This is a genomic window from Streptomyces sp. NPDC055025 (genome assembly GCF_053608565.1).
The window spans coordinates 1-24,260 of the sequence record NZ_JBSGVS010000024.1 but is presented as its reverse complement, the minus strand read 5'-3'; the positions used below and the strand labels follow the sequence as shown (position 1 = coordinate 24,260).

At 69.7% G+C, this 24,260-nt stretch carries 23 protein-coding genes, 5 tRNA genes and 1 pseudogene; 13 read left to right on the top strand and 16 right to left on the bottom strand.

Annotation, left to right across the window (positions count from 1 at the left end; translation table 11 throughout):
* Positions 1–77: 77 nt before the first annotated feature.
* Together ACWGDX_RS16755 and ACWGDX_RS16750 are read left to right on the top strand one after the other, a co-directional pair.
* Complete coding sequence (locus ACWGDX_RS16755; protein WP_046495896.1) at positions 78–311, top strand: Lrp/AsnC family transcriptional regulator; 234 nt, start codon at positions 78–80, stop codon at positions 309–311.
* Between the two features lie 183 nt (positions 312–494).
* Positions 495–980 (top strand): DUF3515 domain-containing protein, encoded by a 486-nt coding sequence (locus ACWGDX_RS16750; protein WP_453626231.1) that lies wholly within the window; start codon positions 495–497, stop codon positions 978–980.
* Between the two features lie 100 nt (positions 981–1,080).
* On the opposite strand, the gene ACWGDX_RS16745 is transcribed toward ACWGDX_RS16750, so the two are convergent.
* The 3 genes from ACWGDX_RS16745 to ACWGDX_RS16735 are packed head-to-tail and all read right to left on the bottom strand — an operon-like array spanning position 1,081 to position 4,068.
* Entirely contained in the window at positions 1,081–2,262 is a 1,182-nt protein-coding gene (locus ACWGDX_RS16745) for a D-alanine--D-alanine ligase family protein (RefSeq protein ID WP_453626229.1), read from the bottom strand.
* Between the two features lie 55 nt (positions 2,263–2,317).
* On the bottom strand, positions 2,318–3,319 hold the full coding sequence (locus tag ACWGDX_RS16740) for an NAD(P)H-dependent glycerol-3-phosphate dehydrogenase (protein ID WP_453626227.1): 1,002 nt from the start codon (positions 3,317–3,319) through the stop codon (positions 2,318–2,320).
* Complete coding sequence (locus ACWGDX_RS16735; RefSeq protein WP_453626225.1) at positions 3,316–4,068, bottom strand: lysophospholipid acyltransferase family protein; 753 nt, start codon at positions 4,066–4,068, stop codon at positions 3,316–3,318. The genes ACWGDX_RS16740 and ACWGDX_RS16735 overlap by 4 nt, the downstream gene beginning before the upstream one ends.
* Positions 4,069–4,225: 157 nt before the next feature.
* On the opposite strand from ACWGDX_RS16735, the gene cofC reads away from it, so the two are divergent.
* Together cofC and ACWGDX_RS16725 are read left to right on the top strand one after the other, a co-directional pair.
* Positions 4,226–4,915, top strand: coding sequence for a 2-phospho-L-lactate guanylyltransferase (gene cofC, locus ACWGDX_RS16730; RefSeq protein WP_453626224.1), 690 nt, complete (start codon positions 4,226–4,228; stop codon positions 4,913–4,915).
* A gap of 29 nt (positions 4,916–4,944) precedes the next feature.
* Positions 4,945–5,148 carry a hypothetical protein gene (locus tag ACWGDX_RS16725; protein ID WP_453626222.1) on the top strand — a complete coding sequence of 68 codons (204 nt, stop codon included), beginning with the start codon at positions 4,945–4,947 and terminating at the stop codon, positions 5,146–5,148.
* Positions 5,149–5,271: 123 nt separating this feature from the next.
* On the opposite strand, the gene ACWGDX_RS16720 is transcribed toward ACWGDX_RS16725, so the two are convergent.
* The 4 genes from ACWGDX_RS16720 to leuC all read right to left on the bottom strand — a co-directional run bounded on the left by ACWGDX_RS16720 (position 5,272) and on the right by leuC (position 8,448).
* Complete coding sequence (locus ACWGDX_RS16720) at positions 5,272–5,922, bottom strand: HU family DNA-binding protein (RefSeq protein WP_453626220.1); 651 nt, start codon at positions 5,920–5,922, stop codon at positions 5,272–5,274.
* A 143-nt stretch (positions 5,923–6,065) separates the two neighbouring features.
* Positions 6,066–6,293, bottom strand: coding sequence for an SCO5555 family protein (locus tag ACWGDX_RS16715; protein WP_363084574.1), 228 nt, complete (start codon positions 6,291–6,293; stop codon positions 6,066–6,068).
* 104 nt (positions 6,294–6,397) lie between these two features.
* Positions 6,398–7,006, bottom strand: a complete 609-nt coding sequence (leuD, locus tag ACWGDX_RS16710; protein ID WP_453626218.1) for a 3-isopropylmalate dehydratase small subunit — start codon at positions 7,004–7,006, stop codon at positions 6,398–6,400.
* Positions 7,007–7,008: 2 nt separating this feature from the next.
* Entirely contained in the window at positions 7,009–8,448 is a 1,440-nt protein-coding gene (gene leuC / locus ACWGDX_RS16705) for a 3-isopropylmalate dehydratase large subunit (RefSeq protein WP_453626216.1), read from the bottom strand.
* 181 nt (positions 8,449–8,629) lie between these two features.
* Here leuC and ndgR point away from each other — a divergent pair, with 181 nt between their 5' ends.
* Positions 8,630–9,346 (top strand): IclR family transcriptional regulator NdgR, encoded by a 717-nt coding sequence (gene ndgR / locus ACWGDX_RS16700; RefSeq protein WP_010984119.1) that lies wholly within the window; start codon positions 8,630–8,632, stop codon positions 9,344–9,346.
* A 244-nt stretch (positions 9,347–9,590) separates the two neighbouring features.
* Here ndgR and ACWGDX_RS16695 read toward each other — a convergent pair.
* The 9 genes from ACWGDX_RS16695 to ACWGDX_RS16655 form a co-directional block, all read right to left on the bottom strand.
* Positions 9,591–9,663: transfer RNA gene (locus ACWGDX_RS16695), tRNA-Glu, on the bottom strand.
* An 18-nt stretch (positions 9,664–9,681) separates the two neighbouring features.
* A tRNA-Gln gene (locus ACWGDX_RS16690) sits at positions 9,682–9,753 on the bottom strand.
* Between the two features lie 25 nt (positions 9,754–9,778).
* Positions 9,779–9,851, bottom strand: a tRNA-Glu gene (locus ACWGDX_RS16685).
* Between the two features lie 61 nt (positions 9,852–9,912).
* A tRNA-Glu gene (locus ACWGDX_RS16680) sits at positions 9,913–9,985 on the bottom strand.
* Between the two features lie 19 nt (positions 9,986–10,004).
* Positions 10,005–10,076: transfer RNA gene (locus ACWGDX_RS16675), tRNA-Gln, on the bottom strand.
* 87 nt (positions 10,077–10,163) lie between these two features.
* Positions 10,164–10,883 (bottom strand): HAD family hydrolase, encoded by a 720-nt coding sequence (locus tag ACWGDX_RS16670; RefSeq protein WP_453626214.1) that lies wholly within the window; start codon positions 10,881–10,883, stop codon positions 10,164–10,166.
* 70 nt (positions 10,884–10,953) lie between these two features.
* Positions 10,954–12,426, bottom strand: coding sequence for a glutamate--tRNA ligase (gltX, locus tag ACWGDX_RS16665; RefSeq protein ID WP_453626212.1), 1,473 nt, complete (start codon positions 12,424–12,426; stop codon positions 10,954–10,956).
* On the bottom strand, positions 12,419–13,201 hold the full coding sequence (locus tag ACWGDX_RS16660) for a fumarylacetoacetate hydrolase family protein (RefSeq protein WP_453626210.1): 783 nt from the start codon (positions 13,199–13,201) through the stop codon (positions 12,419–12,421). Before ACWGDX_RS16660 ends, gltX begins: the two co-directional genes overlap by 8 nt.
* Before the next feature lie 199 nt (positions 13,202–13,400).
* Positions 13,401–13,577 (bottom strand): hypothetical protein, encoded by a 177-nt coding sequence (locus tag ACWGDX_RS16655; RefSeq protein ID WP_453626208.1) that lies wholly within the window; start codon positions 13,575–13,577, stop codon positions 13,401–13,403.
* A 584-nt stretch (positions 13,578–14,161) separates the two neighbouring features.
* Here ACWGDX_RS16655 and ACWGDX_RS16650 point away from each other — a divergent pair.
* The 8 genes and pseudogenes from ACWGDX_RS16650 to ACWGDX_RS16615 form a co-directional block, all read left to right on the top strand.
* Entirely contained in the window at positions 14,162–17,935 is a 3,774-nt protein-coding gene (locus ACWGDX_RS16650; protein WP_453626206.1) for a nitrate- and nitrite sensing domain-containing protein, read from the top strand.
* Between the two features lie 9 nt (positions 17,936–17,944).
* Positions 17,945–18,358, top strand: coding sequence for a roadblock/LC7 domain-containing protein (locus ACWGDX_RS16645; protein WP_030351794.1), 414 nt, complete (start codon positions 17,945–17,947; stop codon positions 18,356–18,358).
* 109 nt (positions 18,359–18,467) lie between these two features.
* Positions 18,468–18,875 carry a DUF742 domain-containing protein gene (locus tag ACWGDX_RS16640; protein WP_114621845.1) on the top strand — a complete coding sequence of 136 codons (408 nt, stop codon included), beginning with the start codon at positions 18,468–18,470 and terminating at the stop codon, positions 18,873–18,875.
* Positions 18,856–19,437, top strand: a complete 582-nt coding sequence (locus ACWGDX_RS16635) for a GTP-binding protein (protein WP_189282429.1) — start codon at positions 18,856–18,858, stop codon at positions 19,435–19,437. Before ACWGDX_RS16640 ends, ACWGDX_RS16635 begins: the two co-directional genes overlap by 20 nt.
* Positions 19,438–19,774: 337 nt before the next feature.
* Complete coding sequence (locus ACWGDX_RS16630) at positions 19,775–23,074, top strand: nitrate- and nitrite sensing domain-containing protein (RefSeq protein WP_453626203.1); 3,300 nt, start codon at positions 19,775–19,777, stop codon at positions 23,072–23,074.
* A 10-nt stretch (positions 23,075–23,084) separates the two neighbouring features.
* A complete protein-coding gene (locus tag ACWGDX_RS16625) occupies positions 23,085–23,498 on the top strand; it encodes a roadblock/LC7 domain-containing protein (RefSeq protein WP_026057603.1) in 414 nt (137 codons plus the stop codon).
* A gap of 100 nt (positions 23,499–23,598) precedes the next feature.
* Complete coding sequence (locus ACWGDX_RS16620; RefSeq protein WP_453626201.1) at positions 23,599–24,210, top strand: DUF742 domain-containing protein; 612 nt, start codon at positions 23,599–23,601, stop codon at positions 24,208–24,210.
* Positions 24,191–24,260 (top strand): annotated as a pseudogene (locus tag ACWGDX_RS16615) (ATP-binding protein); the annotation flags it as partial. The gene ACWGDX_RS16620 and the pseudogene ACWGDX_RS16615, both read left to right, overlap by 20 nt.

The following is a 24,260-nucleotide window of genomic DNA, read 5'->3' as shown; positions in this document are numbered from 1 at the left end:
TCCCCGTGGCCCGCGACGACGCGATACCGTGGCGTCTCTTCTCCCCACATGATCCTCGTGGCCGCCCTGGAGGTTCCGTGGTACAGGCGTACATCCTTATTCAGACCGAGGTGGGCAAGGCGACGACCGTCGCCGAGACCATCGCCAAGATTCCGGGAGTGACCCAGGCCGAGGACGTCACCGGTCCCTACGATGTGATCGTGCGCGCTCAGGCGGACACCGTCGATGAGCTGGGCCGCATGGTGGTGGCCAAGATCCAGCAAGTGGACGGCATCACCCGCACCCTGACCTGCCCGGTCGTGCATCTCTAGGGCCTCTCGTTTGGATCTTGCTGGGGCTCGCGGGGGCTGGCACCGCGCCTCGCCGCGTTGTCGTCGGTCGCCTACGCTCCGCGTGGGCTCCCTCCTCCGCCTTGCGATCCACGGCACCAGCCCCCGCTCCCTCACCCAGCCAGATCCAAACGAAAGACCCTGCCCCCCGTTTACCCTTGGCCGGTGATACGTTCCCGCCGCAGGCTATCCGGCCGTCTGCTCGCCCGCGCGTCCGCCGTCGTCCTGTTGTCGGCAGCGGCGGGCTGTTCCGCCACGAACGCGGCGGTGTCGGTCGCGGTCCCCACCCCGTCCCCGGGAGAGGCCGTGCTGTGCCGTGCGCTGCACAAGGAGCTGCCGGAGAGCATCGGTGACCTCGACAGGAACGATCCCGAGCCGCGTTCCGAACTGACCGCCGGGTGGGGGGACGCCGCGATCGTCATGCGCTGCGGCGTCCCCCGGCCCGACGCGATGAGTGATCCCCAGGCGAAGGCGGTGGAGGCGGACGGCGTCAACTGGATGCTGGAGGAACGCGACTCGGGACCGCGCTTCACCACCACGTACCGCGACACCTATGTGGAAGTCACCCTGGACGCGCGGTTCGCGCATGACTCCACCCCGCTCGCCCGGCTCGCCGCACCGGTCGCGAAGACGATCCCGTCAAGTCTCTAGACGCGTAAATCCTGTCTCCCGCCGTCCGTCCACTGGGCGGACGGCGGGAGACAGGATCCGGAGCCGGGCGTAACGGAGCGGGCGCGGAGAGAGACGGTGCTCAGCGCAGACCCGTCGGACGGCGCAGGGCCGCCTGGATCAGCCGGTCGATCAGCTCCGGGTAGCCCACACCGCTCTCCTGCCACATCCGCGGGTACATGGAGATCGGTGTGAAGCCGGGCATCGTGTTGATCTCGTTGATGACGAACTCGCCGTCCTCGGTGAGGAAGAAGTCCGCGCGGACCAGCCCCTCGCAGGACGCGGCCTCGAACGCCTCGACCGCGAGCCGCCGCACCTCGGCCGTCTGCTCCTCGGTGAGCGGCGCGGGCACCAGTCCGGTGGCCGAGTCGATGTACTTGGCCTCGAAGTCGTAGAAGTCGTGCGCCGTGACCGGCGGGATCTCAGCGGGCACGCTGGCCCGCGGCCCGTCCTCGAACTCCAGCACCCCGCACTCGATCTCGCGCCCGCGCAGCAGCGACTCGACCAGGATCTTGGGGTCGTGGCGCCGCGCCTCGGCGATCGCCTCGTCGAGACCCGAGGGGTCGTCGACCTTGGTGATGCCCATGGAGGAGCCGGCGCGGGCGGGCTTCACGAAGAGCGGCCAGCCGTGCTCGGCGGCGAAGTCCACGATCTTCGCGCGGGCGGCGGCGCCCCTGGCGGCGGTTCCGTCGCCGGAGACCTGCTCCCATTCGCGGGGCCTGATCACCAGATACGGGCCGACGGGCAGCCCGAACGAGGTGAACACCCGCTTCATGTACTCCTTGTCCTGTCCGACGGCCGAGGCGAGCACACCCGCGCCGACATACGGCACACCGGAGAGTTCCAGCAGACCCTGGAGGGTGCCGTCCTCACCGTAGGGACCGTGCAGTACGGGGAAGACGACATCGACCTCGCCCAGCGCCTTGGGCACGGAGCCCGGCTCGCTGTAGACGACCTCGCGGTTGCCCGGGTCGACGGAGAGGACGACACCGCCGTCCGTGGATTCGGCGATCTGGTCGACGCTCGGCAGCGTCCGGTCGGCGATGGCCATCCGCTCGGGGTCGTCGGCGGTCAGCGCCCAGCGCCCGTCGGTGGTGATACCGATGGGCAGGACGTCGTACTTCGTACGGTCGATGGACCGCAGTACGGCTCCGGCCGTGACCACCGAAATGGCGTGCTCGGAGCTACGGCCGCCGAAGACGACGGCCACGCGCGGCTTGCGGAGCTGCTGCTCAGGGCTCTGGGAGGAGTTCTCGCTGCTCATATCGCGATGAGCGTACCTGTTGGTAGCGCCCGAGTCAGCGTGGGTCGCGGCCGAGTCAGAGCCGCTCGGGCTTGGCGCTGCGCGACATCAGCTCCTTCAGCGCGACAAGCGGCGGTTTCCCGTTGTGGACGATGTCCACGACCGTTTCCGTGAGCGGCATGTCGACGGCGTGGCGCCGGGCCAGATCGAGCACGGACTCGCAGGACTTGACGCCCTCCGCGGTCTGCTTGGTGACCGCGATGGTCTCCTGGAGGGTCATCCCCCGGCCGAGATTGGTGCCGAAGGTGTGGTTGCGGGAGAGCGGCGAGGAGCAGGTGGCGATCAGGTCGCCCATGCCGGCCAGACCGGAGAAGGTGTGCGGGTCGGCGCCCATGGCGAGACCGAGCCGGGTGGTCTCGGCGAGCCCCCGGGTCATCAGGGAGGCCTTGGTGTTGTCGCCGAGGCCCATGCCGTCGGCGATCCCGACGGCGAGCCCGATCACGTTCTTGACCGCTCCGCCGAGTTCGCAGCCGACGACATCGGTGTTGGTGTACGGGCGGAAGTACGGGGTGTGGCAGGCGGCCTGGAGCCGCTGGGCGACGCTCTCGTCCTGGCAGGCGACAACGGCGGCGGCCGGCATGCGGCCGGCGATCTCCTTGGCGAGATTGGGGCCCGTGACCACCGCGACCCGCTCGGCGGGCGCCTTGGCGACCTCTTCGATCACCTCGCTCATCCGCTTCGCCGTGCCGAGTTCGACCCCCTTCATCAGGGAGACGAGCACGGTGTCCGAGGGCAGGACGGGCGCCCACACGGCGAGATTTCCGCGCAGTGTCTGCGAGGGCACGGTGAGTACCGTGAACTCGGCGCCGTCGGCGGCCTCCGCGGGGTCGGTCGTCGCCCGTACCCCGGCGGGGAGTTCGAAGCCCGGCAGATAGTCGGGGTTGGTCCGGGTGGTGTTGATCGCGTCCACGACTTCACGGCGGCGCCCCCAGAGCGTCACCTCGCATCCCGCGTCGGCGAGGATCATGGCGAACGCCGTACCCCATGAACCCGCTGCGAAGACCGCGACCCGCGTCACTTGGACCCCTCTTCCGCGGCCTTGCGCCGCTGTTCCGCCCTGACCCTGCGATGGTCGTACAGGGCCGTGGGCACCGGCTCTCCGCGTACCTCGGAGAGCAGTTCCGTGATGGCGGCCATGATGACCTCGGTCGCCTCACGGAGCAGTTCAGGGGTGGGCTCCTGGCCGTCGAACCGGGAGAGATCCACCGGCGGTCCGGCCAGCACCTTCAGCGTCTTGCGCGGAAAGAGCCGGAGGCGGTTCTCCTTGGCGTACGGCGGCATCGCCAGATTGGCGCCCCACTGGGCGACGGGAATGACGGGAGCCTTGGTGAGCAGCGCGACGCGGGCGGCACCGGTCTTGCCGGTCATCGGCCACATGTCGGGGTCACGGGTGAGGGTGCCCTCGGGGTAGAAGGCGACGCATTCGCCGCGCTCGATGGCGGCGACGGCGGCCCGGAAGGCGTTCATCGCGTCGGTCGTCTCGCGGTAGACGGGAATCTGTCCGGTGCCGCGGAGCATCATGCCGACAAAGGAGCCCTGGAAGAGGCCCGCCTTGGCCAGGAATCGTGGGACGCGTCCGGTGTTGTACTGGAAGTGCGCGTAGGAGAGGGGGTCCAGATAGGAGTTGTGGTTGACCGCGGTGATGAATCCACCGTCGGCCGGAATGTGCTCCAGGCCCTGCCAGTCCCGCTTGAACAGAACGACCAGCGGCGGTTTTGCGATGACGGCCGCCAGGCGGTACCAGAAGCCGATTCTGCGGCGGGACACTCGGACACCTTCCTTTTCGCGCCCGGCTCTTTGCCCGGCTGCCGGGGGTCAAGTGTCGCCCCGGGCCCCTGCTCTGTCGAGAACACCGTACGCCCCGGTTCCTGGAGCGGCCCTGCGGGTCGTCACGGTGCCGGGCCACAATAGAGGGCCGATACACATGGACGGAGACTTCGCCACGGACACCGACCCGACCGGGCGCTGGTCGCTGGTCGTTCCGCTGAAACCGCTGCGGCTGGCCAAGAGCAGGCTCGCCGGAACCGCGGGCGACGTGCTGCGGCCCCGGCTCGCTCTCGCCTTCGCGCAGGACACCGTGGCCGCGGCGCTGGCCTGCACCGCCGTCCGGGATGTGGCGGTCGTCACGGACGATCCCACGGCGGCGGCCGAGCTGGGAGCGCTGGGAGCGCGCATCGTGCCGGATGCGCCGGGGGACGGTCTCAACGCGGCGCTGGCGCATGGCGCGCGGGTGGTCAGGACACACCGTCCCCGGGCCGCGGTGGCCGCGCTCAACGCGGATCTGCCGGCGCTGCGGCCCGCGGAGCTGGCCCGGGTACTGGCGGCGGCGGAACCATTTCCACGTGCTTTTCTGACGGATGCCGCCGAAATCGGTACGACATTGCTGGCGGCGGCGCCGGGCACGGAATTGAATCCGGCTTTCGGCGGTCCGTCCCGGCTCCGGCATTTGTCCTCGGGGGCGGTGGAAATTGTCCTGGCCGGGGTGGATTCCGTACGGCGGGATGTGGATACGGGTGCCGATCTGCGGGTGGCCGCGGAGCTGGGGCTCGGCCCGTACACGGCCCCGCGGTACGCGGCGCACGGGCCGCTCCCCGCGCGGCGGCCGGGGCATTGAGCCGCGCCGGCGACCGATACGCTGCCGCCATGCAGGCCACTTCGTACACCTACGACCCCGAAACCCGCAGCGGGAGCGTGCTGCTGGACGACGGCACCCCGCTGGAGTTCGGCTCCTCGGCGTTCGACGCGGGCGGGCTGCGGTTGCTCCGTGCCGGTCAGCGCGTGCGGATCGAGACCGAGGGCAAGGGCGCCGACCGCCGCGTCACGCTGGTGACGCTGTACACGTTCTGAGCCCCGGCCGGGACTCGTTCCGCCCGGGTCCTGAACGGCCCGTACATCTCAGTGATCTCGCACAACGCCGCGGGCCGGGCTCCCCGGAAGGAGCCCGGCCCGGCGCGTGTGGCCCTGTACCGCTCACTGCCCCCTGGCGACGGTCTTCTTCGCGGTGGTGGTCCGCGAGGCGGCCTTCCTGGCGGGGGCCTTCTTGGCCGTCGCCTTCTTGGCCGGCGCGGTCTTCTTCGCGGTGGCCTTCTTGGCCGTGGCCGTGGCCTTCTTGGCGGTCTTCTTCGCCGCCGTGGTCTTCTTCGCGGCCGTCTTCTTGGCGGCCGTGGTCTTCTTCGCGGCCGTCTTCTTCACCGCCGCGGTCTTCTTGACCGCGGTCTTGCGGGCGGCGGCCGTCTTGGCGGTGGCCTTCTTGGCCGCGGCCTTCACGGTCGTCCGGGCGGAAACACCGCCCGAGAGGCTGCCCTTGGGGGCCTTCTTGACGGCCACGTCGTTCTTGGGAAGCTTCTTCGAGCCGCTGACCAGGTCCTTGAAGCCCTGACCGGCGCGGAAGCGCGGCACCGAGGTCTTCTTGACCCGCACGCGCTCACCCGTCTGCGGGTTACGGGCGTAGCGCGCCGGGCGGTCGACCTTCTCGAACGAGCCGAACCCGGTGACCGAGACCCGGTCGCCTGCGACGACCGCGCGGACGATGGCGTCCAGTACCGCGTCGACCGCGTCCGCGGCCTGCTGACGGCCGCCGACCTTGTCCGCAATCGCTTCTACGAGCTGCGCCTTGTTCACGTCTTCCCCTTCGGAGACATTGCCAGAACGAAAGTGTTCAAGCTTTTTCGCACGTTAGGCAGATATATACCGCAAATCAAACACGAAACGGGCTAATCACCCTAGTGCCGCAACGAAGTCGACCTGGCGGAGATCCGCGGAGGTCACTCACCTTCGGGGAAACGACCCTCGTCGAGGTCCTTCATCAAGCGCTCCAGACGCCTTGCCGCGTCCGGGAGATCGTGTTTCGCCGCGGCCGTGATGACCAGCAGCTTCCGCGAGAGCGCCATCCGTACGCCCTCCGGGACTTGCAGCGCGCGCACCCTTGTGTGCGCTTCCTTCAGTTGTTCGGCGACTAACCCGTAGAGCTTGAGTTGGCTGTCGCGTTCCATGCACCGATTGTGCCATCTGGGGCGAGTTGTCGCCCGAGGGGGGCTCAACAAGCAACTGCACCCCCTGCCGGGAGGCAGGGGGTGCAGTAGGGGAAAAGCGCTGCTCAGGCGGTAATTGTGCGTGGTTTGAAGGACGGCCTGGCGGCCTCGTAGGCGGCGATGTCCGCTTCGTTCTGAAGGGTGAGACTGATGTCGTCGAGACCGTTCAGCAGCCGCCAGCGGGCGTTCTCGTCCAGCTCGAAATCGGCCGTCAGCCCGGCCCCGTCGGGACCGGGGGCCCTGACCTGGCGTGTCTGGAGATCCACGGTGATCTCGGCCTCGGGGTCGCTCTCCGCGATCTCCCAGAGGGCGTCGACGACCGGCTGCTCCAGAACCACGGTCAGCAGGCCGTTCTTGAGCGAGTTGCCGCGGAAGATATCGGCGAACCGGGAGGAGATCACGGCCTTGAAACCGTAGTTCTGGAGCGCCCAGACGGCGTGTTCACGGGAGGACCCGGTACCGAAGTCGGGGCCCGCGACCAGCACGGTCGCTCCGGTGTACACGGACTGGTTGAGGACGAACGCCGGGTCCTTGCGCCAGGCCTCGAACAGCCCGTCCTCGAACCCGTCGCGGGTGACCTTCTTGAGCCAGTGCGCCGGGATGATCTGGTCGGTGTCGACATTGCCGCGGCGCAGCGGTACGGCGCGGCCGGTGTGGGTGGTGAAGGCTTCCATGGTTATCGCGCTCCAGCGGGCGTGCGGGCGCCGGCATCGGCGTCGGACAGATCGGCCGGCGAGGCGAGATGGCCCAGCACGGCGGTGGCGGCGGCGACCTGGGGGGAGACCAGATGGGTACGCCCGCCCTTGCCCTGCCTGCCCTCGAAGTTGCGGTTGGAGGTGGACGCCGAGCGCTCGCCAGGTGCGAGTTGGTCGGGGTTCATACCCAGGCACATCGAGCAGCCCGCGTGCCGCCACTCCGCGCCGGCGGCGGTGAAGACCTTGTCCAGGCCCTCCTCGACGGCCTGGAGGGCGACCCGTACCGAACCGGGGACCACCAGCATCCGTACGCCGTCGGCGACTTTGCGGCCGCCCAGCACCGAGGCCGCCGACCGCAGGTCCTCGATACGCCCGTTGGTGCAGGAACCTACGAAGACGGTGTCGACATTGATGTCGCGCAGCGCCTGTCCCGCGGTCAACCCCATGTACTCCAGGGCCCTTTCCGCGGCGTGGCGCTCCGAGGCGTCCTCGTACGAAGCCGGGTCGGGGACCTGTGCGGAGAGCGGCGCGCCCTGGCCCGGGTTGGTGCCCCAAGTGACGAAGGGGGCCAGTTCCGCGGCCTCGATGAAGACCTCGGCGTCGAAGACCGCGTCGTCGTCGGTGCGCAGCGTCGTCCAGTACGCGACCGCCGCGTCCCAGTCCTCGCCCTCGGGCGCGTGGTCGCGGCCCTTGAGATAGGCGAAGGTGGTCTCGTCGGGGGCGATCATGCCCGCCCGTGCCCCGGCCTCGATGGACATGTTGCAGATGGTCATCCGGGCCTCCATCGAGAGCTTCTCGACGGCGGAGCCGCGGTATTCGAGGATGTAGCCCTGGCCGCCGCCGGTGCCGATCCTGGCGATGATGGCGAGGATCAGGTCCTTGGCGGTGACGCCGTCGGGGAGTTCGCCCTCGATCGTGATGGCCATGGTCCTGGGGCGGGCCAGCGGCAGGGTCTGGGTGGCCAGGACATGCTCGACCTGGCTGGTGCCGATCCCGAACGCCAGGGCGCCGAAGGCGCCGTGCGTGGAGGTGTGGCTGTCACCGCAGACGACGGTGGTGCCGGGCTGGGTCAGCCCGAGCTGCGGACCCACGACATGGACGACGCCCTGCTCGACATCGCCCAGCGGGTGCAGCCGCACGCCGAAGTCGGCGCAGTTCCTGCGGAGCGTCTCCAGCTGGACCCGCGAGACCGGGTCGGCGATGGGCTTGTCGATGTCGATGGTCGGGGTGTTGTGGTCCTCGGTCGCGATGGTGAGGTCGAGCCGCCGGACCGGCCGGCCGCTCTTCCGGAGGCCGTCGAACGCCTGGGGACTGGTCACCTCGTGCAGCAGGTGCAGATCGATGAAGAGGAGGTCGGGCTCGCCCTCTGCGCGCCGGACGACATGGTCGTCCCAGACCTTCTCCGCGAGTGTCCTACCCATCGCTTTCCCTCCGGCCGGTCCGTCGTGTCCGGCGCTCCTAGAGATATGTCGGCCCGCGTCCGGTCCCCACATATCCGGACGCCGGCTGAAGACCCGTGGTCCGCGGGCCGTACATACAGGTTGGCAAGTTCCCCCGGAAATTGAACTTGCGTTTCACAGAGTGAGACGCAAGTATCGTTTCATGGACAACTCTAGCGGCGTCGGCGTTCTCGACAAGGCTGCTCTGGTACTGAGCGCTCTGGAGTCCGGTCCGGCCACCCTCGCCGGACTGGTCGCGGCGACCGGGCTCGCACGTCCCACGGCCCACCGGCTGGCCGTGGCACTGGAACACCACCGGATGGTGGCGAGGGACATGCAGGGCAGGTTCATTCTGGGCCCGCGGCTGGCGGAGCTGGCCGCCGCCGCCGGCGAGGACCGGCTGCTGGCCACGGCGGGACCTGTACTCACCCATCTACGGGATGTGACCGGCGAGAGCGCGCAGCTCTACCGCAGGCAGGGTGACATGCGGATATGCGTGGCCGCCGCCGAGCGGCTCTCGGGGCTGCGGGACACGGTCCCGGTCGGCTCCACCCTGACGATGAAGGCGGGTTCCTCCGCCCAGATCCTGATGGCCTGGGAAGAACCGGAGCGGTTGCACCGCGGTCTCCAGGGGGCCCGCTTCACGGCGACGGCGCTCTCGGGCGTACGGCGCAGGGGCTGGGCCCAGTCGATCGGTGAGCGCGAGCCGGGCGTGGCCTCGGTCTCGGCGCCCGTGCGCGGTCCGTCGAACCGCGTGGTCGCGGCCGTGTCCGTATCCGGACCGATCGAGCGGCTCACCCGGCATCCGGGCCGTATGCACGCCCAGGCCGTCATCGACGCCGCGGGCCGGCTGAGCGAGGCGCTGCGCCGCACGGGCTGAGGCCCCCTCCCCGCGTCCGGGCCGGGCGCCGGATCCCGTGCCGCCGGTGAACTCGGCGTCGAGGACCTGGACATGGTGGAGCGGTTCGAGCCGGGAAGGGAACGGACGGACCGAGGCGGCGGCGGTGGCACAGGCGGGACGGAGGAGTCCAACAGGCCCTTCGACGGCGGCGGTTGATCGATCGCGGCGGTCGAGGGGGAGAACGCCGGAAGGCCCTTCGCGTACGAAGGGCCTTCCTTGTGTGTACCCCCGACCGGATTCGAACCGGCGCTACTGCCGTGAGAGGGCAGCGTGCTAGGCCGCTACACAACGGGGGCATTGCAGACAATCCTGCGCTGGGCTACCAGGACTCGAACCTAGAACAACGGAACCAGAAACCGTCGTGTTGCCAATTACACCATAGCCCATGGTGGTTCAGTCCTCTCGGACCCGTACCCCCGACCGGATTCGAACCGGCGCTACTGCCGTGAGAGGGCAGCGTGCTAGGCCGCTACACAACGGGGGCCCTAGCGATCCTGCATCGACGTGTCCGGGTGCGACCCGAAGACATCGGAGAGAAGGATCTGTACCCCCGACCGGATTCGAACCGGCGCTACTGCCGTGAGAGGGCAGCGTGCTAGGCCGCTACACAACGGGGGCGTTGCAGAGAACATCTGCGCTGGGCTACCAGGACTCGAACCTAGACTAACGGAACCAGAAACCGTCGTGCTGCCAATTACACCATAGCCCACCAAAACTCAACCCCCATACGGGGGCTTATTTGGCTTGCGCTCTCCGGCCGGACCTCTCGGCCCTCCCGGGCGGCGCAGGAAGAACATTACCCGATCGCGGACACGGCTCCAAAACGGGTATCGCCGCGCAGCAGGCCCGGAAGCTGGCCGAGATCGGTGATCCGTACCAGCTCAGGACGCCCCCCGCGCCCGTCCCGGTCCAGCCAGACCCCGGCGAGTCCCGCGGCGACGGCGCCGCCCGCGTCGATGTCCGGCTCATTGCCCACGTACGCCACTTCGTGCGGATCCAGCGCGAGGGCGTCGCAGGCGGCATGGAAGGCCGCGGCGTCGGGCTTGGAAACGCCCAGCTCAGCGGCGCAGAGGACGGTCTCGAAGTGATCGCGCACCCCCAGGGCACGCAGCTTCCGGTCCTGGTTGCGGAGGCTGGAATTCGACAGGACGGCCTGCCGGTAGTCGGGCGCGAGCCGGTCGAGCACGGCGACACTGTCGGGAAACAGCGTCCAGGCGGCTTCGAAATGAACGGCGTACCGCTCGAACCAGCCGTCCGCCTCGGTGTCGCCCACCTCCGCGCCGAGAAAGGAACGGACCCGGTCGCGCCGCTGCCCCTGGAAGTCCGTCTCCCCCGCGGCGAACCGCCCCCAGTGCTGATCGGTGATCTCCCGCCAGCGCGCGAGTGCCTGGTCGACGGAGCCGTAGCGGTCGCCCAGCCCCTCGGCGGCGAGATGGCTCCGCAGGGCGACGCGGTCCGCGCCGGTGTAGTCGAAGAGCGTGTCGTCGATGTCCCAGACCACGGCACGAATAGGCATACCGCAGACGGTACCCGCGCCGGCCGCGGGCCGGGGGGCCCGGGGCGTCCTCGCCCCCGGCCCCCGGCCGTCAGGCCCGCAGTTTCGCCAGGGCCGTGTCGATACGGGACAGGGTGCGGTCGCGGCCGAGGAGTTCCAGCGACTCGAAGAGCGGCAGGCCCACCGTGCGGCCCGTGACCGCGACCCGGACCGGGGCCTGGGCCTTGCCCAGTTTGAGGCCGTGCTCCTCACCGGCCGCGAGCACCGCGTTCTTGAGGGACTCCGTGTTCCACTCCGCCTCGGCGATCTTCGTACGGGCGGTCTCCAGCAGGGCGTCCGTGCCCGGCTTCATCGCCTTCGCCCAGGACGCCTCGTCCGCCACCGGCTCGGCCAGGAAGAGGAAGTCGACATTGGCGGTGATGTCCGAGAGCACCGTGAGCCGGGTCTGGGCCAGCGGGGCCAGCGCCTCGAAGGCCGCCGCGTCGAAGGACTCCGGCGGCCACGGCGCGTACGGCGCCCTCAGCCAGGGTCCGCACGCCTCGGTGAACGTCTTCACGTCCAGCAGCCGGATGTGGTCCGCGTTGATCGCCTCGGCCTTCTTCAGGTCGAAGCGGGCCGGATTGGCGTTGACGTCCGCGATGTCGAACGCGGCGACCATCTCGTCCATCGTGAAGATGTCGCGGTCCGCGGCGAGCGACCAGCCCAGCAGGGACAGGTAGTTGAGCAGCCCCTCGGGGAGGAACCCGCGCTCCCGGTAGAGGTTCAGCGACGACTGCGGGTCACGCTTGGAAAGCTTCTTGTTGCCCTCGCCCATCACATAGGGGAGATGCCCGAACGCCGGGATGTCCTTGGCGATGCCCAGCTCGATCAGCGCCTTGTAGAGCGCGATCTGGCGCGGGGTGGAGGAGAGCAGGTCCTCACCGCGCAGGACGTGGGTGATCTCCATCAGCGCGTCGTCGACCGGGTTGACGAGCGTGTAGAGCGGGGCGCCGTTGGCGCGGACGATGCCGTAGTCCGGGACGTTCTCCGGGGTGAAGGTCAGCTCGCCGCGGACCAGGTCCGTGAAGGTGACCGGCTCGTCGGGCATCCGGAAGCGGACGATGGAGGTGCGCCCCTCCGCCTCGTACGCCGCCTTCCGCTCCTCGGTCAGATCGCGGCAGTGGCCGTCGTACCCCGAAGGGCGGCCGGCCGCGCGGGCCGCGTCGCGGCGGGCGTCCAGCTCCTCGGTGGTGCAGTAGCAGTGGTACGCGTGCCCCGCCGCGAGCAGCTTCTCCGCGGTGTCGCGGTAGAGATCCATCCGCTGCGACTGCCGGTACGGCGCGTGCGGCCCGCCCACCTCGGGGCCCTCGTCCCAGTCGAGCCCGAGCCAGCGCAGCGAGTCGAGGAGCTGCCCGTACGACTCCTCGGAGTCGCGCGCCGCGTCGGTGTCCTCGATACGGAAGACCAGGGTGCCGCCGCTGTGCCGGGCGAACGCCCAGTTGAACAGCGCGGTGCGGACCAGGCCCACATGGGGGTTGCCGGTCGGCGAGGGACAGAAACGTACACGGACGGGTCCGTTAGCCACGCTTGATCACCTTGTTGGTGAGAGTGCCGATGCCTTCGATGGTGACGGCGACCTCGTCGCCGACGCTGAGGGGGCCGACCCCGGCGGGGGTGCCCGTGAGGATGACATCGCCCGGGAGCAGCGTCATGGCCTCGGTGATGTGCACGATCATGTCCTCGACGGAGCGGATCATGTCGCTCGTCCGGCCGAGTTGGCGCTGTTCGCCGTTGACGGTGCACTGGATGGTGAGGTCCGAGGGATCGAGCTCGGTCTCCACCCAGGGGCCGAGCGGGCACGAGGTGTCGAAGCCCTTGGCCCGCGCCCACTGGTTCTCGGCGCGCTGGGCGTCGCGGGCCGTGACGTCATTGGCGCAGGTGTAGCCGAAGATCACGTCCTTGACGCGGTCGCGCGGGACCTCGCGGCACATCCGGCCGATGACGACGGCCAGTTCGGCCTCGTAGTGCACCTCGTCGGAGAAGGCGGGGTACTCGATCGCGTCGCCGGTGCCGATCAGCGAGGTGGTGGGCTTGAGGAAGACCACGGGGACCTCGGGGACCGCGTTGCCCAGTTCCTTGGCGTGGTCCGCGTAGTTGCGGCCGAGGCCCAGGATCTTGTTGCCGATCACGGGCGGCAGGAGGCGCACCTTGCTCAGCGGGACCTTGGTGCCGGAGAGTTCGAAGTCGGCGTACGGGATGCCCTTGATGATGTCGAGGACAAGGCCGGCGGGGTCGCTGCCTTCGCCCTCGACCGCGCCGAAGGCGACATTGCCGTCGATGGAGAATCTGGCGATGCGCACGGGATGCTGCCGCCCCTCTGCTTGCTTGCTCGTACTGCTGGAGACTGACGCTCCAGGCTAGCGCGGGGCGCGTGGTGGCCGTCCCGCGACGGCCGCCGGCCCTCTCACGCGTGAGGTGGCCGCCTCGTGTACCGGGGGCGGCCACCTCACGTACTACAGTGCGGGCAGAAGTGGATCAATGATCGCGCCGCTCGGGAACCTACGGCGCGATGGGTGCGTCCATGAGAGTCGTACGACGGGGGTTGGCGGTCCGGTTCGGCAGGGCGACGGGGTGTTCCTGCCGTTCCGCGGGAGCCAGTTCCTCGGCGTCCTTCAGATGCGCCAGCGTGGTGCGCCGGGGGTTGGCGGTGGTGCGGAACATCATCGTCGTCTTCATCTGTGGTGTCAGACCTTGTCGGGAGTACGGGCGCCGGGGCGCCACTTGTCGGATGTGCCGTCTCTGTAAAGCGCCAGGCTAAACATCCGATTCCCCGCCGAAGCCGGGATCCATCAGCGATCTCCATGTGAGTTTGCTCACGACTCGCCGGGCATTTCCCCCATTACGGTCAGCGATCGACGATCATATGATGGTCATGGAAACGGACATTGCGTTACTGAACGTTACATTCCGCTCCTGATCATCCGGACTGGGACACCCCCCACCCGTAAGCGGCTCGTCAATAAAAGTCCGTTTCCTCCGTGAACCATTTCTACGGCTGGTGATACGGCGCTCACACCGCGTCATTCAAGCCACTCGCCACCCCACGGCCCTTGTTGGAGATCCTGCACTGTGCTGGAATTCCCCCCACCGCCGCGGGTTTACAAGCCGGCGCACAGGGGCGCAACGCAGCGCCGAGTGGCGGCGGGGAAGGGGAGCAGCGCCGGTCACTCACGACCACCATGGGGAGCGTTCTGCCCCCAAGACGCCGACACCGCCCCGCCGTTCGCGGAGGGGCGCCTGGTCCAGAGGTTGCGACGCTAGTGCAGGGACGTTTCAAGAGGGATAGCAGTGCCGCGGCGGAGCAGGAGCCCCGCGGCGGAACCGACCGCGGCTCCTCGCCCCAGCACACCCAGAACCCGGGCCCGGCACCCTCGGGGGAGAGTGGCGGCAGAGGCGGGTCCACGGGAACGGCAGGGGGCGGTGGTGGCGGGGCTTCGGCCGTGCCCCCGGCCCTGTCCAACTCGGTGCCGGGCGACGTCGGATCACGGATGGCGCTGCGCAACTGGCGCATCAGCACTCGCCTGGTGGCGCTGCTGACCCTGCCGGTGGTCGCCGCGACCTCGCTGGGCGGGCTCCGTATCAACCAGTCGCTGAACGACATGCAGCAGCTGGAACACATGCAGCTGCTGACGAAGATGACCAAGGAGGCGACCAGCCTCGCCGCCGCGCTCCAGGCGGAACGTGACGAGTCGGCAGGTCCGCTCACCAACGGCACATCGCCCAGCGAGTACAAGGTCAAGGACCGCCGCGCCAAGACCAACCGCGCGAAGGAGGCCTTCCTCGACGCCACGGTCGCCATCGGCAACACCGACGGCGACGAGGCGCTGGAGAGCATCCGCTCCAACGTCAACCAGATCGCCACCCAGGTCAACAAGATCAACGACATCCGCAAGGGCGCGTACACGTCGGCGTCGGACTCGCTGACCGTCGACGCGTACAGCGGACTGATCGACTCGCTGCTGAGCCTCTCCCAGGACATGGCACAGGCAACCAGCAACCCGGACATGATCAAGCGGACCCGTGCGCTGGCCGCCTTCTCGTCCGCCAAGGAGTACGCCTCCATCCAGCGGGCGATCATCGCCGCCGCGCTGCCGGCCGATCTGCGGACCAAGGGCAAGCTCACCGACAGCGACCGCCTCTACGGTCTGGCCGCGGCGACCAAGGAGCAGAACGCCCTCACCTCGTTCAGCTCGCTGTACGAGTCCATGGGCGGCGACGCCGAGGAGCTGATGGCTCCGCTCAACGGCAACGGCAACCCCGAGATCGCGCAGGCCAAGAAGTACGCCGAGCGGGTGCTGGGCACTCCGGACGGTATGGCGCAGCAGCCCAACCGCTCGTATCTGGACTGGACCGACCAGGCGTCCACCCGGATCAACGCGATGAAGACCATCGAGGCCACGCTGCTGGGCGAGATGGAGGGCAAGGCCCGCGAACTGCGTGACCAGTCGCAGCGCGACGCGTTCATCAACGGTGCGGTCATCCTGCTGGTGCTGGGTGTCTCGCTGGTCGGCGCCTTCGTGGTGGCCCGGTCCATGATCCGCTCGCTGCGCCGGCTCCAGGACACGGCGACCAGGGTCGCCCAGGACCGGCTGCCCGAGCTGGTCAAGCAGCTCTCCGAGTCGGACCCGCAGGATGTCGACACCTCCGTCGAGTCGGTCGGTGTGCACTCCAGGGACGAGATCGGAAAGGTCGCCGCGGCCTTCGACGACGTGCACCGCGAGGCGGTCCGCCTCGCCGCCGAGCAGGCTCTGCTGCGGGGCAACGTCAACGCGATGTTCACCAACCTCTCACGCCGCAGCCAGGGCCTCATCCAGCGTCAGCTCTCCCTGATCTCGGAACTCGAGTCCCGTGAGGCCGACCCGGACCAGCTCTCCTCGCTGTTCAAGCTGGACCACCTCGCGACCCGTATGCGCCGTAACGGCGAGAACCTCCTCGTCCTCGCGGGTGAGGAGCCGGGCCGCCGGTGGACCAGGCCCGTCCCGCTGGTCGACGTCCTCCGTGCCGCCGCCTCCGAGGTGGAGCAGTACGAGCGCATCGAACTGGCCTCGGTCCCCGCGACCGAGGTCGCCGGACGTGTCGTCAACGACCTCGTGCACCTGCTCGCCGAGCTGCTGGAGAACGCGACGTCGTTCTCCTCGCCGCAGACGAAGGTCCGGGTCACCGGTCACGCCCTGCCCGACGGACGGGTGCTCGTCGAGATCCACGACACCGGTATCGGCCTGTCGCCCGAGGATCTCGCGGCGATCAACGAGCGGCTCGCGTCGCCGCCCACCGTGGATGTCTCGGTGTCGCGCCGCATGGGTCTGTTCGTGGTCGGCCGGCTGTCCCTGCGCCACGGCATCAGGATTCAGCTCCGCCCCTCCGACTCCGGTGGTACGACCGCCCTGGTCATGCTGCCGGTCGATGTCGCGCACGGCGGCAAGAAGGCGCCCGCGGGCAGGCCCGGAGCGGTCGGCGGTCCCGGCGGCCAGAACGGCGCGGGCCAGGCCCCCGCCGCGGGCGGCCAGCTGACCGGCGGTCCCGGTGCGGCCGGTGGCGCCCGTCCCGGTATCGCCGCGGGCCCCGGCGGTGGCGCCGGTCTGCTCACGGGCGCGAGCCCGCGTGCGGCGCTGCCGTCCCGTGACGGCTCGGGCGGCCCGCAGGGCGGACCGCAGGACCCGCAGCGGCAAGGCCAGGGACAGGGACAGGGCTCGGGACAGTCCAGCATTTTCAGCCAGAACGCGTTCAACGGTCCGTCCCAGGGCCAGGGTCAGGGCCAGGGCGGCGCCCAGGGCCAGGGCGGCGGTCAGGCTCAGGGCAACCAGGGCCAGGGCTGGGCGGACCACCCCGGCGCCCCGGCCGGCCAGAACGGCCAGCCCGCACCGGGCGCCAGGTCCGGTCAGGGCGGTGGCCAGAACGGCTTCAGCGGACGTGCCCAGAACGCCTTCCAGCAGGGCGGCGCCCCCGACCGCGGCCGGCAGCTCCCGCCGCCCGGCGGACCGCGCGCCGAACTGCCCGGTGGCAACCCGCAGCCGCAGCGCCCGCAGACCACCAGCTGGGGCAGTGACCAGCAGTCCGGTCAGCGTCCCTCGCTGGACGTCCCGCGCGGCCACGAGGAGCACGACTCCTCCGGTCTGTACGTCCGGCCGCCGGGCGAGCAGCAGCAGGGACCCGGCTCCACGGCCGAGTTCCAGCGCCCGGACTTCGACGGGCCCCGGCCCGACCTGAACACCGGACGCGGCGGCCCGCAGGACGCGGCGGCCACGGCCCAGTTCCCCCGTCCGGACTTCAACGCCCCGGCGGGGTACAACTCCCCGCAGAACTACGGCGCCCAGTCCGACTTCCGTACCCCGCCGGAGTACAACGCTCCGCAGCGGGACTACAACGGTCAGCAGGACTTCAACGCTCCGCGGCCCCCGGCGTCCGCCCCGCAGGGCGGTTACCGTCCGCCGGGTCTGCCGCCGCAGCCGCAGCCCGAGGCGCTGCCGCCGGCCGGTCCCGGTGACGGCCGCACCCCGCTGTACGACAACCTGGAGACCAACTGGTTCCACGGTCACGGTTCGCAGCAGGGCGGCGGCCAGCAGTACCAGGCACCGCACACACAGCAGCAGCCCCACGCACAGCAGCCTCAGCAGTCGCGGCGGGATCCGATCCCGCGGCGCGAGCCCTCCCAGGGCTCAGGCACCAACGGTTCGGGCTTCCCCGGTCTCGACGGTGCCAACGGTTCGGGCGGGGGCGGCGCGGGCGTCACCTCGTCCTGGCGCACGTCACCCAACGACGAGCTGGTACGCCAGGCCGAGCGGGTCAAGAAGCCCCAGGCCGGCGGTATCACCACCTCCGGCCTGCCGCGCCGGGTGCCGCGTGCCAACCTGGTGCCCGGTACCGCGCAGGAACAGAACAACCAGGCCGGTCCGCAGGTCTCGCGTGCGCCCGCTGACGTACGCGGCCGGCTGACCAATCTCCGTCGGGGTATTCAGCAGGGTCGTCAGGCGGGCAACACCGGCCCGGCGACCGGCAGCTTCAACCTCGGCACCTCTCACCAGCAGGAGCGTTAGTTGAGTCCGATGAGTCAGGCTGCGCAGAATCTGAACTGGTTGATCACCAACTTCGTGGACAACACCCCCGGGGTGTCCCACACGGTGGTGGTCTCCGCGGACGGACTTCTGCTGGCCATGTCCGAGGGCTTCCCCCGTGACCGCGCCGATCAGCTCGCGGCCGTGGCGTCCGGTCTGACCTCGCTGACCGCGGGGGCGTCCCGGATCTTCGAAGGCGGCCCGGTCAACCAGACCGTCGTCGAGATGGAGCGTGGTTTCCTCTTCCTCATGTCCGTCTCGGACGGTTCCTCCCTGGCCGTGCTCGCCCACCCCGAGTGCGACATCGGCCTGGTGGGGTATGAGATGGCCCTCCTGGTCGATCGCGCCGGTACGGTCCTCACGCCGGACCTGCGCGCCGAGCTCCAGGGAAGCCTGCTGCACTGAGGCTCCCCAGGCACCGCCCCAGCTCCATCACCGTCAGGCCGCCAAACCGGCCCCCCACCGGCCAAGTCAGACGGCACGCAGACATCTTGCTGTCACGCCCGGAGGATTCATGACCCCGCCACCCGCCTCTCACGATCCGTACGGCGCCTCAATGGACGCGTCGTACGGATCTGAGGGCGATCAGCCGCTGGTCCGTCCGTACGCCATGACCGGCGGCCGGACGAGGCCGCGGTACCAGCTCGCCATCGAGGCGCTGGTCAGTACGACAGCAGACCCGGCGCATCTCGCCACCCTGCTCCCCGAGCACCAGCGGATCTGCCACCTGTGCCGTGAGGTCAAGTCGGTGGCGGAGGTGTCGGCCCTGCTGACGATGCCGCTCGGCGTCGCCCGCATTCTCGTGGCCGACCTGGCGGAGGCCGGCATGGTGGCGATCCATCAGCCGGGCAATGGAGAGGCCGGCGGCACGCCGGATGTGACACTGCTCGAAAGGGTGCTCAGTGGACTTCGCAAGCTCTAGCGGCGGTGCAGCCCGCTCAACCACCAGCGCGAAGATCGTGGTGGCGGGCGGCTTCGGCGTGGGCAAGACCACGTTCGTCGGCGCCGTCTCGGAGATCAACCCGCTGCGTACCGAAGCCGTCATGACCAGCGCCTCCGCAGGCATCGACGACCTCACCCACACCGGAGACAAGACCACCACCACCGTGGCCATGGACTTCGGACGCATCACCCTCGACCAAGACCTCATCCTCTACCTCTTCGGCACCCCCGGACAGGACCGCTTCTGGTTCATGTGGGACGACCTCGTCCGCGGCGCCATCGGCGCCGTCGTCCTCGTCGACACCCGCCGCCTCGCCGACTGCTTCCCCGCCGTCGACTACTTCGAAAACTCAGGACTCCCCTTCGTCATCGCCCTCAACGGCTTCGACGGACACCAGCCCTACACCCCCGACGAAGTACGCGAAGCACTCCAGATCGGCCCCGACACCCCCATCATCACCACCGACGCACGCCACCGCGCCGACGCCAAAAGCGGACTCATCACCCTCGTCGAACACGCCCTCATGGCACGACTCAAGTAGACGTCCGCGTACGGCAGTTGCCGTAGGAACCACTGGAGGCGGGCTATGTCCTTCGACACAGCCCGCCTCCATGTTCATAACATTTCGACAGAGAATTCACGGACTCCGGACACCCGACGCACTCGCCCGGTGCCGCTGCGCTCACGTCAGCCCCGTCTTTTGGCGGGGCTCGTTCTTTATGCCCGTTTTACGTGAGGCTTGGACCACTCGGAATGGCTGATTCCTGCTGTTTGGAATGGGACCTGTCCTCGTGCTGCAATTCGACAACTCCCGAAGTACGGCCCTGAACAGAACACGGCACAAACGTAGGTGCCGACGCCGAGAGGTTGTTGGTCGAGTGAGGCGAAGCAAGACGAGCTCCGCGGAGCAGCAGGCGCGGGGCAACTTCACCCCGCCGCCGCGCGCAGCGGTGCCGCCTGCCGCCGCCACCACCGGCTCACCGCCGGCACCCGGCAGCACAGGCAGCAGCACCGGCAGCACCAGCCCGCTCTCGCCACGGAACTGGCGGGTGCCCACCCGGCTGAACGCCATTCTCCTCATCCCCGTGCTGGTCGGTCTCGTGATGGGCGGCTTCCAGGTCAAGGCCTCCATCGACACCTGGCAGGAGGCGCAGGACGCCGAGCGCACGGCGCTGGTCGTGCGGGCCGCCTCGGAGTACGGCCAGGCGCTGCTCGACGAGCGTGATCTCACCGCTCAGCCGCTGCTGACCGGCGACAGCGAGGCACCGGTCGTCGTCCAGGCCCGCGCCGCCACCGACGCCGCGAAGAAGAAGTTCGACGTGGCGGTCCGGGACATGCCCGCCAAGCAGGGTCTGGAGCGCCGTCTCAGCCTGTTCAGGGCCGAGGAGCCGAAGCTCGTGGCCATCAGGAAGAGCGCGTACATCGAGGCCGTCGAGACCGCCGACAAGAGCGGTGGCAAGGGCGGTCCCGTGGCGACCGAGGAGGGCTATGTGCTGGTGCAGCACTCCCTCATGGAGTTCGCCAACGAGCTGGGGCTCGGCACCGGCAACATCACCAGCTACGGACGTACCGTCTACGCGATCCAGCTCGCGAAGGCCGCCGAGTCGCTCCAGCGCTCCATCGGGATGCACCTCCTGGTCCGGCCCAGCCAGAAGGAGGACGTCAGGAACGGCCAGACGGTCGCGTTCTCCTCGTACGCCTATCTGGAGGACATCGCCGTCGGCGAGTACGTCTCCGGCGGCACGGCGGAGGACACCGTCAGGCTCCAGGACGTGATGACGCAGAAGGCGGCCGAGGGAGCCAGGAAGCTCGCGGCGGCCCAGCAGCAGGCCGCCGCCGCGGGCGAGGACTTCACCGCCCCGCCGAGCCAGGAGGGCTCCGTCCTGGACGGCATGGTGGCGGCGATCGCCACCGGGGACAGCCCCGAGCGGCTCGCGCAGCGCGGGGTCACGCCGCAGGCCTGGATGGCCGCCTCCACCGCCAAGTTCGACGGCTACACGGTCCTGGAGAAGGACCTCGTCGACAAGGCCGTGGCCGACGCGGCCCAGATCTCGGACAACGCCAGGAACGACGCGGTCACCAACGGCGCCATCGTGGTGATCGCCCTGCTGGCCGCCTTCGTCCTGGCCGGGATGATGGCCCGGCAGATGAGCCGCTCGATGCGGGAGCTGCGCACCGCCGCCTTCGGCATCGCCGAGCAGCGGCTGCCGATGCTGGTCGACCAGCTCTCCCGCGCCGAGCCCGGCCGGGTCGACACCCGGGTGCAGCCGATCCCGATCGACTCCCGCGACGAGATCGGCGAGGTCGCCCGCGCCTTCGACCAGGTCCACCGCGAGGCGGTCCGGCTCGCCGCCGAGCAGGCGATGCTCCGCGGAAACGTCAATGCGATCTTCACCAATCTCTCCCGCCGCAACCAGTCGCTGATCGAGGGGCAGTTGACCCTCATCTCCGAGCTGGAGAACAGCGAGGGCGATCCGGACCAGCTGGAGAGTCTCTTCCGGCTGGACCATCTCGCGACCCGTATGCGCCGCAACGGCGAGAACCTCCTCGTCCTCGCGGGCGAGGAGCCGGGCCGCCGCTGGAACCAGCCGGTGCCGCTGGTGGATGTGCTCCGCGCCGCCTCCTCCGAGGTGGAGTCGTACGCGCGTATCGAGCTGACCGGTGTCCCCGAGACCGAGATCCACGGCCAGTCGGTGACCGACCTGGTGCATCTGCTCGCCGAGCTGCTGGAGAACGCCACCACGTTCTCCTCGCCGCAGACCAAGGTCCGGGTGACCGCGACCCGGCTGCCCGACGGCCGGGTGATGATCGAGATCCACGACAAGGGCATCGGCCTCACCGCCGAGGACTTCGCGGACATCAACCACAAGCTGGCCAACCCGCCGACCGTGGACGCCACCGTCTCCCAGCGCATGGGGCTCTTCGTGGTCGGCCGTCTCGCCGACCGGCACGGTATCCGGGTCCAGCTCCGCCCCTCGGGCGAGCAGGCGGGTACGACCTCGCTGGTGATGCTCCCGGACGCGATCACCCACGGCGGTGGCGGCGAACCGCTTCCGGCCGACGACTTCACCGTCTCGCAGCTCATCCCGGACCAGCGGGCCCCGGCCGAGGAGCCGGTCTTCCAGAGCGCCGCCCCGATGCTGACCGCCGCGGAACTGGGCTTCGACGACTCGCGGTACGAGGACCAGACCGGCCGGCCGGCCGACGGCGACCGCGCCCTCGACCCCGTCAACCGCACACTCAGGCGTGAGGAGCGGCGGGCGGCCCTGGGCGGCCCCGCGGACGACGGACAGCCCGTCTTCGGCGAGAGGGCCGACAGCCACTACCGCGAGGAGGTCGACGGCCAGTACGTGCCCCAGGAGGCGTCGTACGAGCAGGGGTACGCGCCCCAGCAGCCCGTCGACCCCGCCGCCGGATACCCGGGACCCGACTCCGGCTACGGCGCGTACCAGCAGCCCCAGGGCCAGCCGTACGCGGAGGCCGTCCACCCGGAGCCGCCGAGCCCCGAGGCGTCCTACGAGAACGCCTTCGCCCCGCAGCCCCATCAGGACGAGTGGGCCGGTCAGAGCACGTATCAGGACACCTACGGGACCGAGCGGCGAACGGAAGCGGAATCTGTCGCCGACGCTCCCGAGATCGCTCAGGACCGCGTAGGCTTCGACCGTCCGGGCCCGTCCCCGAGCAGCAGTCACACACTGACGGACGCGGGTCTGCCGCGCCGGGGCGGCAGCCAGCCGCCACAGCAGCAGTGGCAGCCGACGGGGCAGGACGCCGGACCGTCCGCACCGGCGGCCACCCCGACTCCGTCGAACGGTCCCGGCGACGGCCTTGGCGGCGGGCCCAGCGGTGCTCAGGGCAACGGGCGGAGCGAGGCGGCCGGTTCGGACGACTGGCGTTCGAGGAACGACGAGCGCTGGCACCGGGCGGAGAAGCTCCGTGAGCCCAAGGCGGGCGGAATCACCTCGTCCGGTCTCCCCCGCCGGGTACCCAAGGCCAATCTGATCGAGGGAGCGGCCGAGCAGACCCCGCAGGGCGGCACCCAGGTCTCCCGGGCCCCCGAGGACATCCGCGGCAGGTTGAGCAACCTGCGGCAGGGCGTCCAGCGGGGCCGCAAGGCGGGAGCGGACACGAACGGACCGGGCCATGGCCCGGGTAGTACCTACAACCAGGAGCGTTAGTGTGAGCCCGATGAGCCAGGCGGCGCAGAATCTGAACTGGTTGATCACCAACTTTGTGGACAACACCCCCGGGGTGTCCCACACGGTGGTGGTCTCCGCCGACGGACTCCTGCTGGCCATGTCCGAAGGTTTCCCGCGTGACCGCGCCGATCAGCTCGCGGCCGTGGCGTCCGGTCTGACCTCGCTGACCGCGGGGGCGTCCCGGATCTTCGAAGGCGGTGCGGTCAACCAGACCGTCGTCGAGATGGAGCGGGGCTTCCTCTTCATCATGTCCATCTCGGACGGTTCCTCCCTGGCCGTCCTGGCCCACCCGGAGGCCGACATCGGCCTGGTGGGATACGAGATGGCCCTTCTGGTCGACCGGGCGGGTACGGTCCTCACCCCGGATCTGAGGGCCGAGCTCCAGGGAAGTCTGCTCAACTGACAGACAGTGCGCTGCTCGCCACCGCACCATTAAGGTGCGGTGGCGCGGCCCCACAGGCCCGTCAGCATCGGCCCGGCGACCGGCAGTCGGAGGAGGAAACGTGGCTACACCCCCGGACGGACATCCCTATGACTACGACGGTGTGCAGCGGTCCCCGGGCGAGCATGCGCGGAACCGCTTCAACTTCCCCTCCGCGCCGAGCGGTCAGGTATCCGGGCAGGGCGCGGGACGCCCGCAGCAGCCTTACCATTCCCAGCAGCAGCCGTACGAACCGCCTCAGCGGCAGCCGTACGAGCGGCCGCGGCGGCCCCGTATCCAGCCGGTACCGCCGCGGCACGGCCAGGAGCAGCCCGCTCCCGCCATGAATACGCACAACCCGTTGGTCCGTCCGTACGCCATGACCGGCGGCCGGACGAGGCCGCGGTACCAGCTCGCCATCGAGGCACTGGTCAGCACGACGGCCGATCCGTCCCAGCTCCATGGGCAGTTGCCCGAGCACCAGCGGATCTGCCGGCTCTGTTTCGAGATCAAATCGGTCGCCGAGATCTCGGCGCTCCTCTCCATCCCTCTGGGCGTCGCCCGGATCCTCGTAGCCGACCTGGCGGAGGCCGGACTTGTCGCCATCCATCAGCCCGGCGGCGACGAGACCGCCGGTGGCCAGCCAGACGTGACACTGCTCGAAAGGGTGCTCAGTGGACTTCGCAAGCTCTAGCGGCGGTGCAGCCCGCTCAACCACCAGCGCGAAGATCGTGGTGGCGGGCG

Coding starts and splice junctions, on each gene's coding strand:
- ACWGDX_RS16745 (WP_453626229.1), bottom strand. CDS start 2,262: ATGAGCAGCGAGAACTCCTCCCAGAGCCCTGAGCAGCAGCTCCGCAAG.
- cofC (WP_453626224.1), top strand. CDS start 4,226: ATGGACGGAGACTTCGCCACGGACACCGACCCGACCGGGCGCTGGTCG.
- ACWGDX_RS16725 (WP_453626222.1), top strand. CDS start 4,945: ATGCAGGCCACTTCGTACACCTACGACCCCGAAACCCGCAGCGGGAGC.
- ACWGDX_RS16715 (WP_363084574.1), bottom strand. CDS start 6,293: ATGGAACGCGACAGCCAACTCAAGCTCTACGGGTTAGTCGCCGAACAA.
- leuD (WP_453626218.1), bottom strand. CDS start 7,006: ATGGAAGCCTTCACCACCCACACCGGCCGCGCCGTACCGCTGCGCCGC.
- leuC (WP_453626216.1), bottom strand. CDS start 8,448: ATGGGTAGGACACTCGCGGAGAAGGTCTGGGACGACCATGTCGTCCGG.
- ndgR (WP_010984119.1), top strand. CDS start 8,630: ATGGACAACTCTAGCGGCGTCGGCGTTCTCGACAAGGCTGCTCTGGTA.
- ACWGDX_RS16670 (WP_453626214.1), bottom strand. CDS start 10,883: ATGCCTATTCGTGCCGTGGTCTGGGACATCGACGACACGCTCTTCGAC.
- ACWGDX_RS16655 (WP_453626208.1), bottom strand. CDS start 13,577: ATGAAGACGACGATGATGTTCCGCACCACCGCCAACCCCCGGCGCACC.
- ACWGDX_RS16645 (WP_030351794.1), top strand. CDS start 17,945: ATGAGTCAGGCTGCGCAGAATCTGAACTGGTTGATCACCAACTTCGTG.
- ACWGDX_RS16640 (WP_114621845.1), top strand. CDS start 18,468: ATGACCCCGCCACCCGCCTCTCACGATCCGTACGGCGCCTCAATGGAC.
- ACWGDX_RS16625 (WP_026057603.1), top strand. CDS start 23,085: ATGAGCCAGGCGGCGCAGAATCTGAACTGGTTGATCACCAACTTTGTG.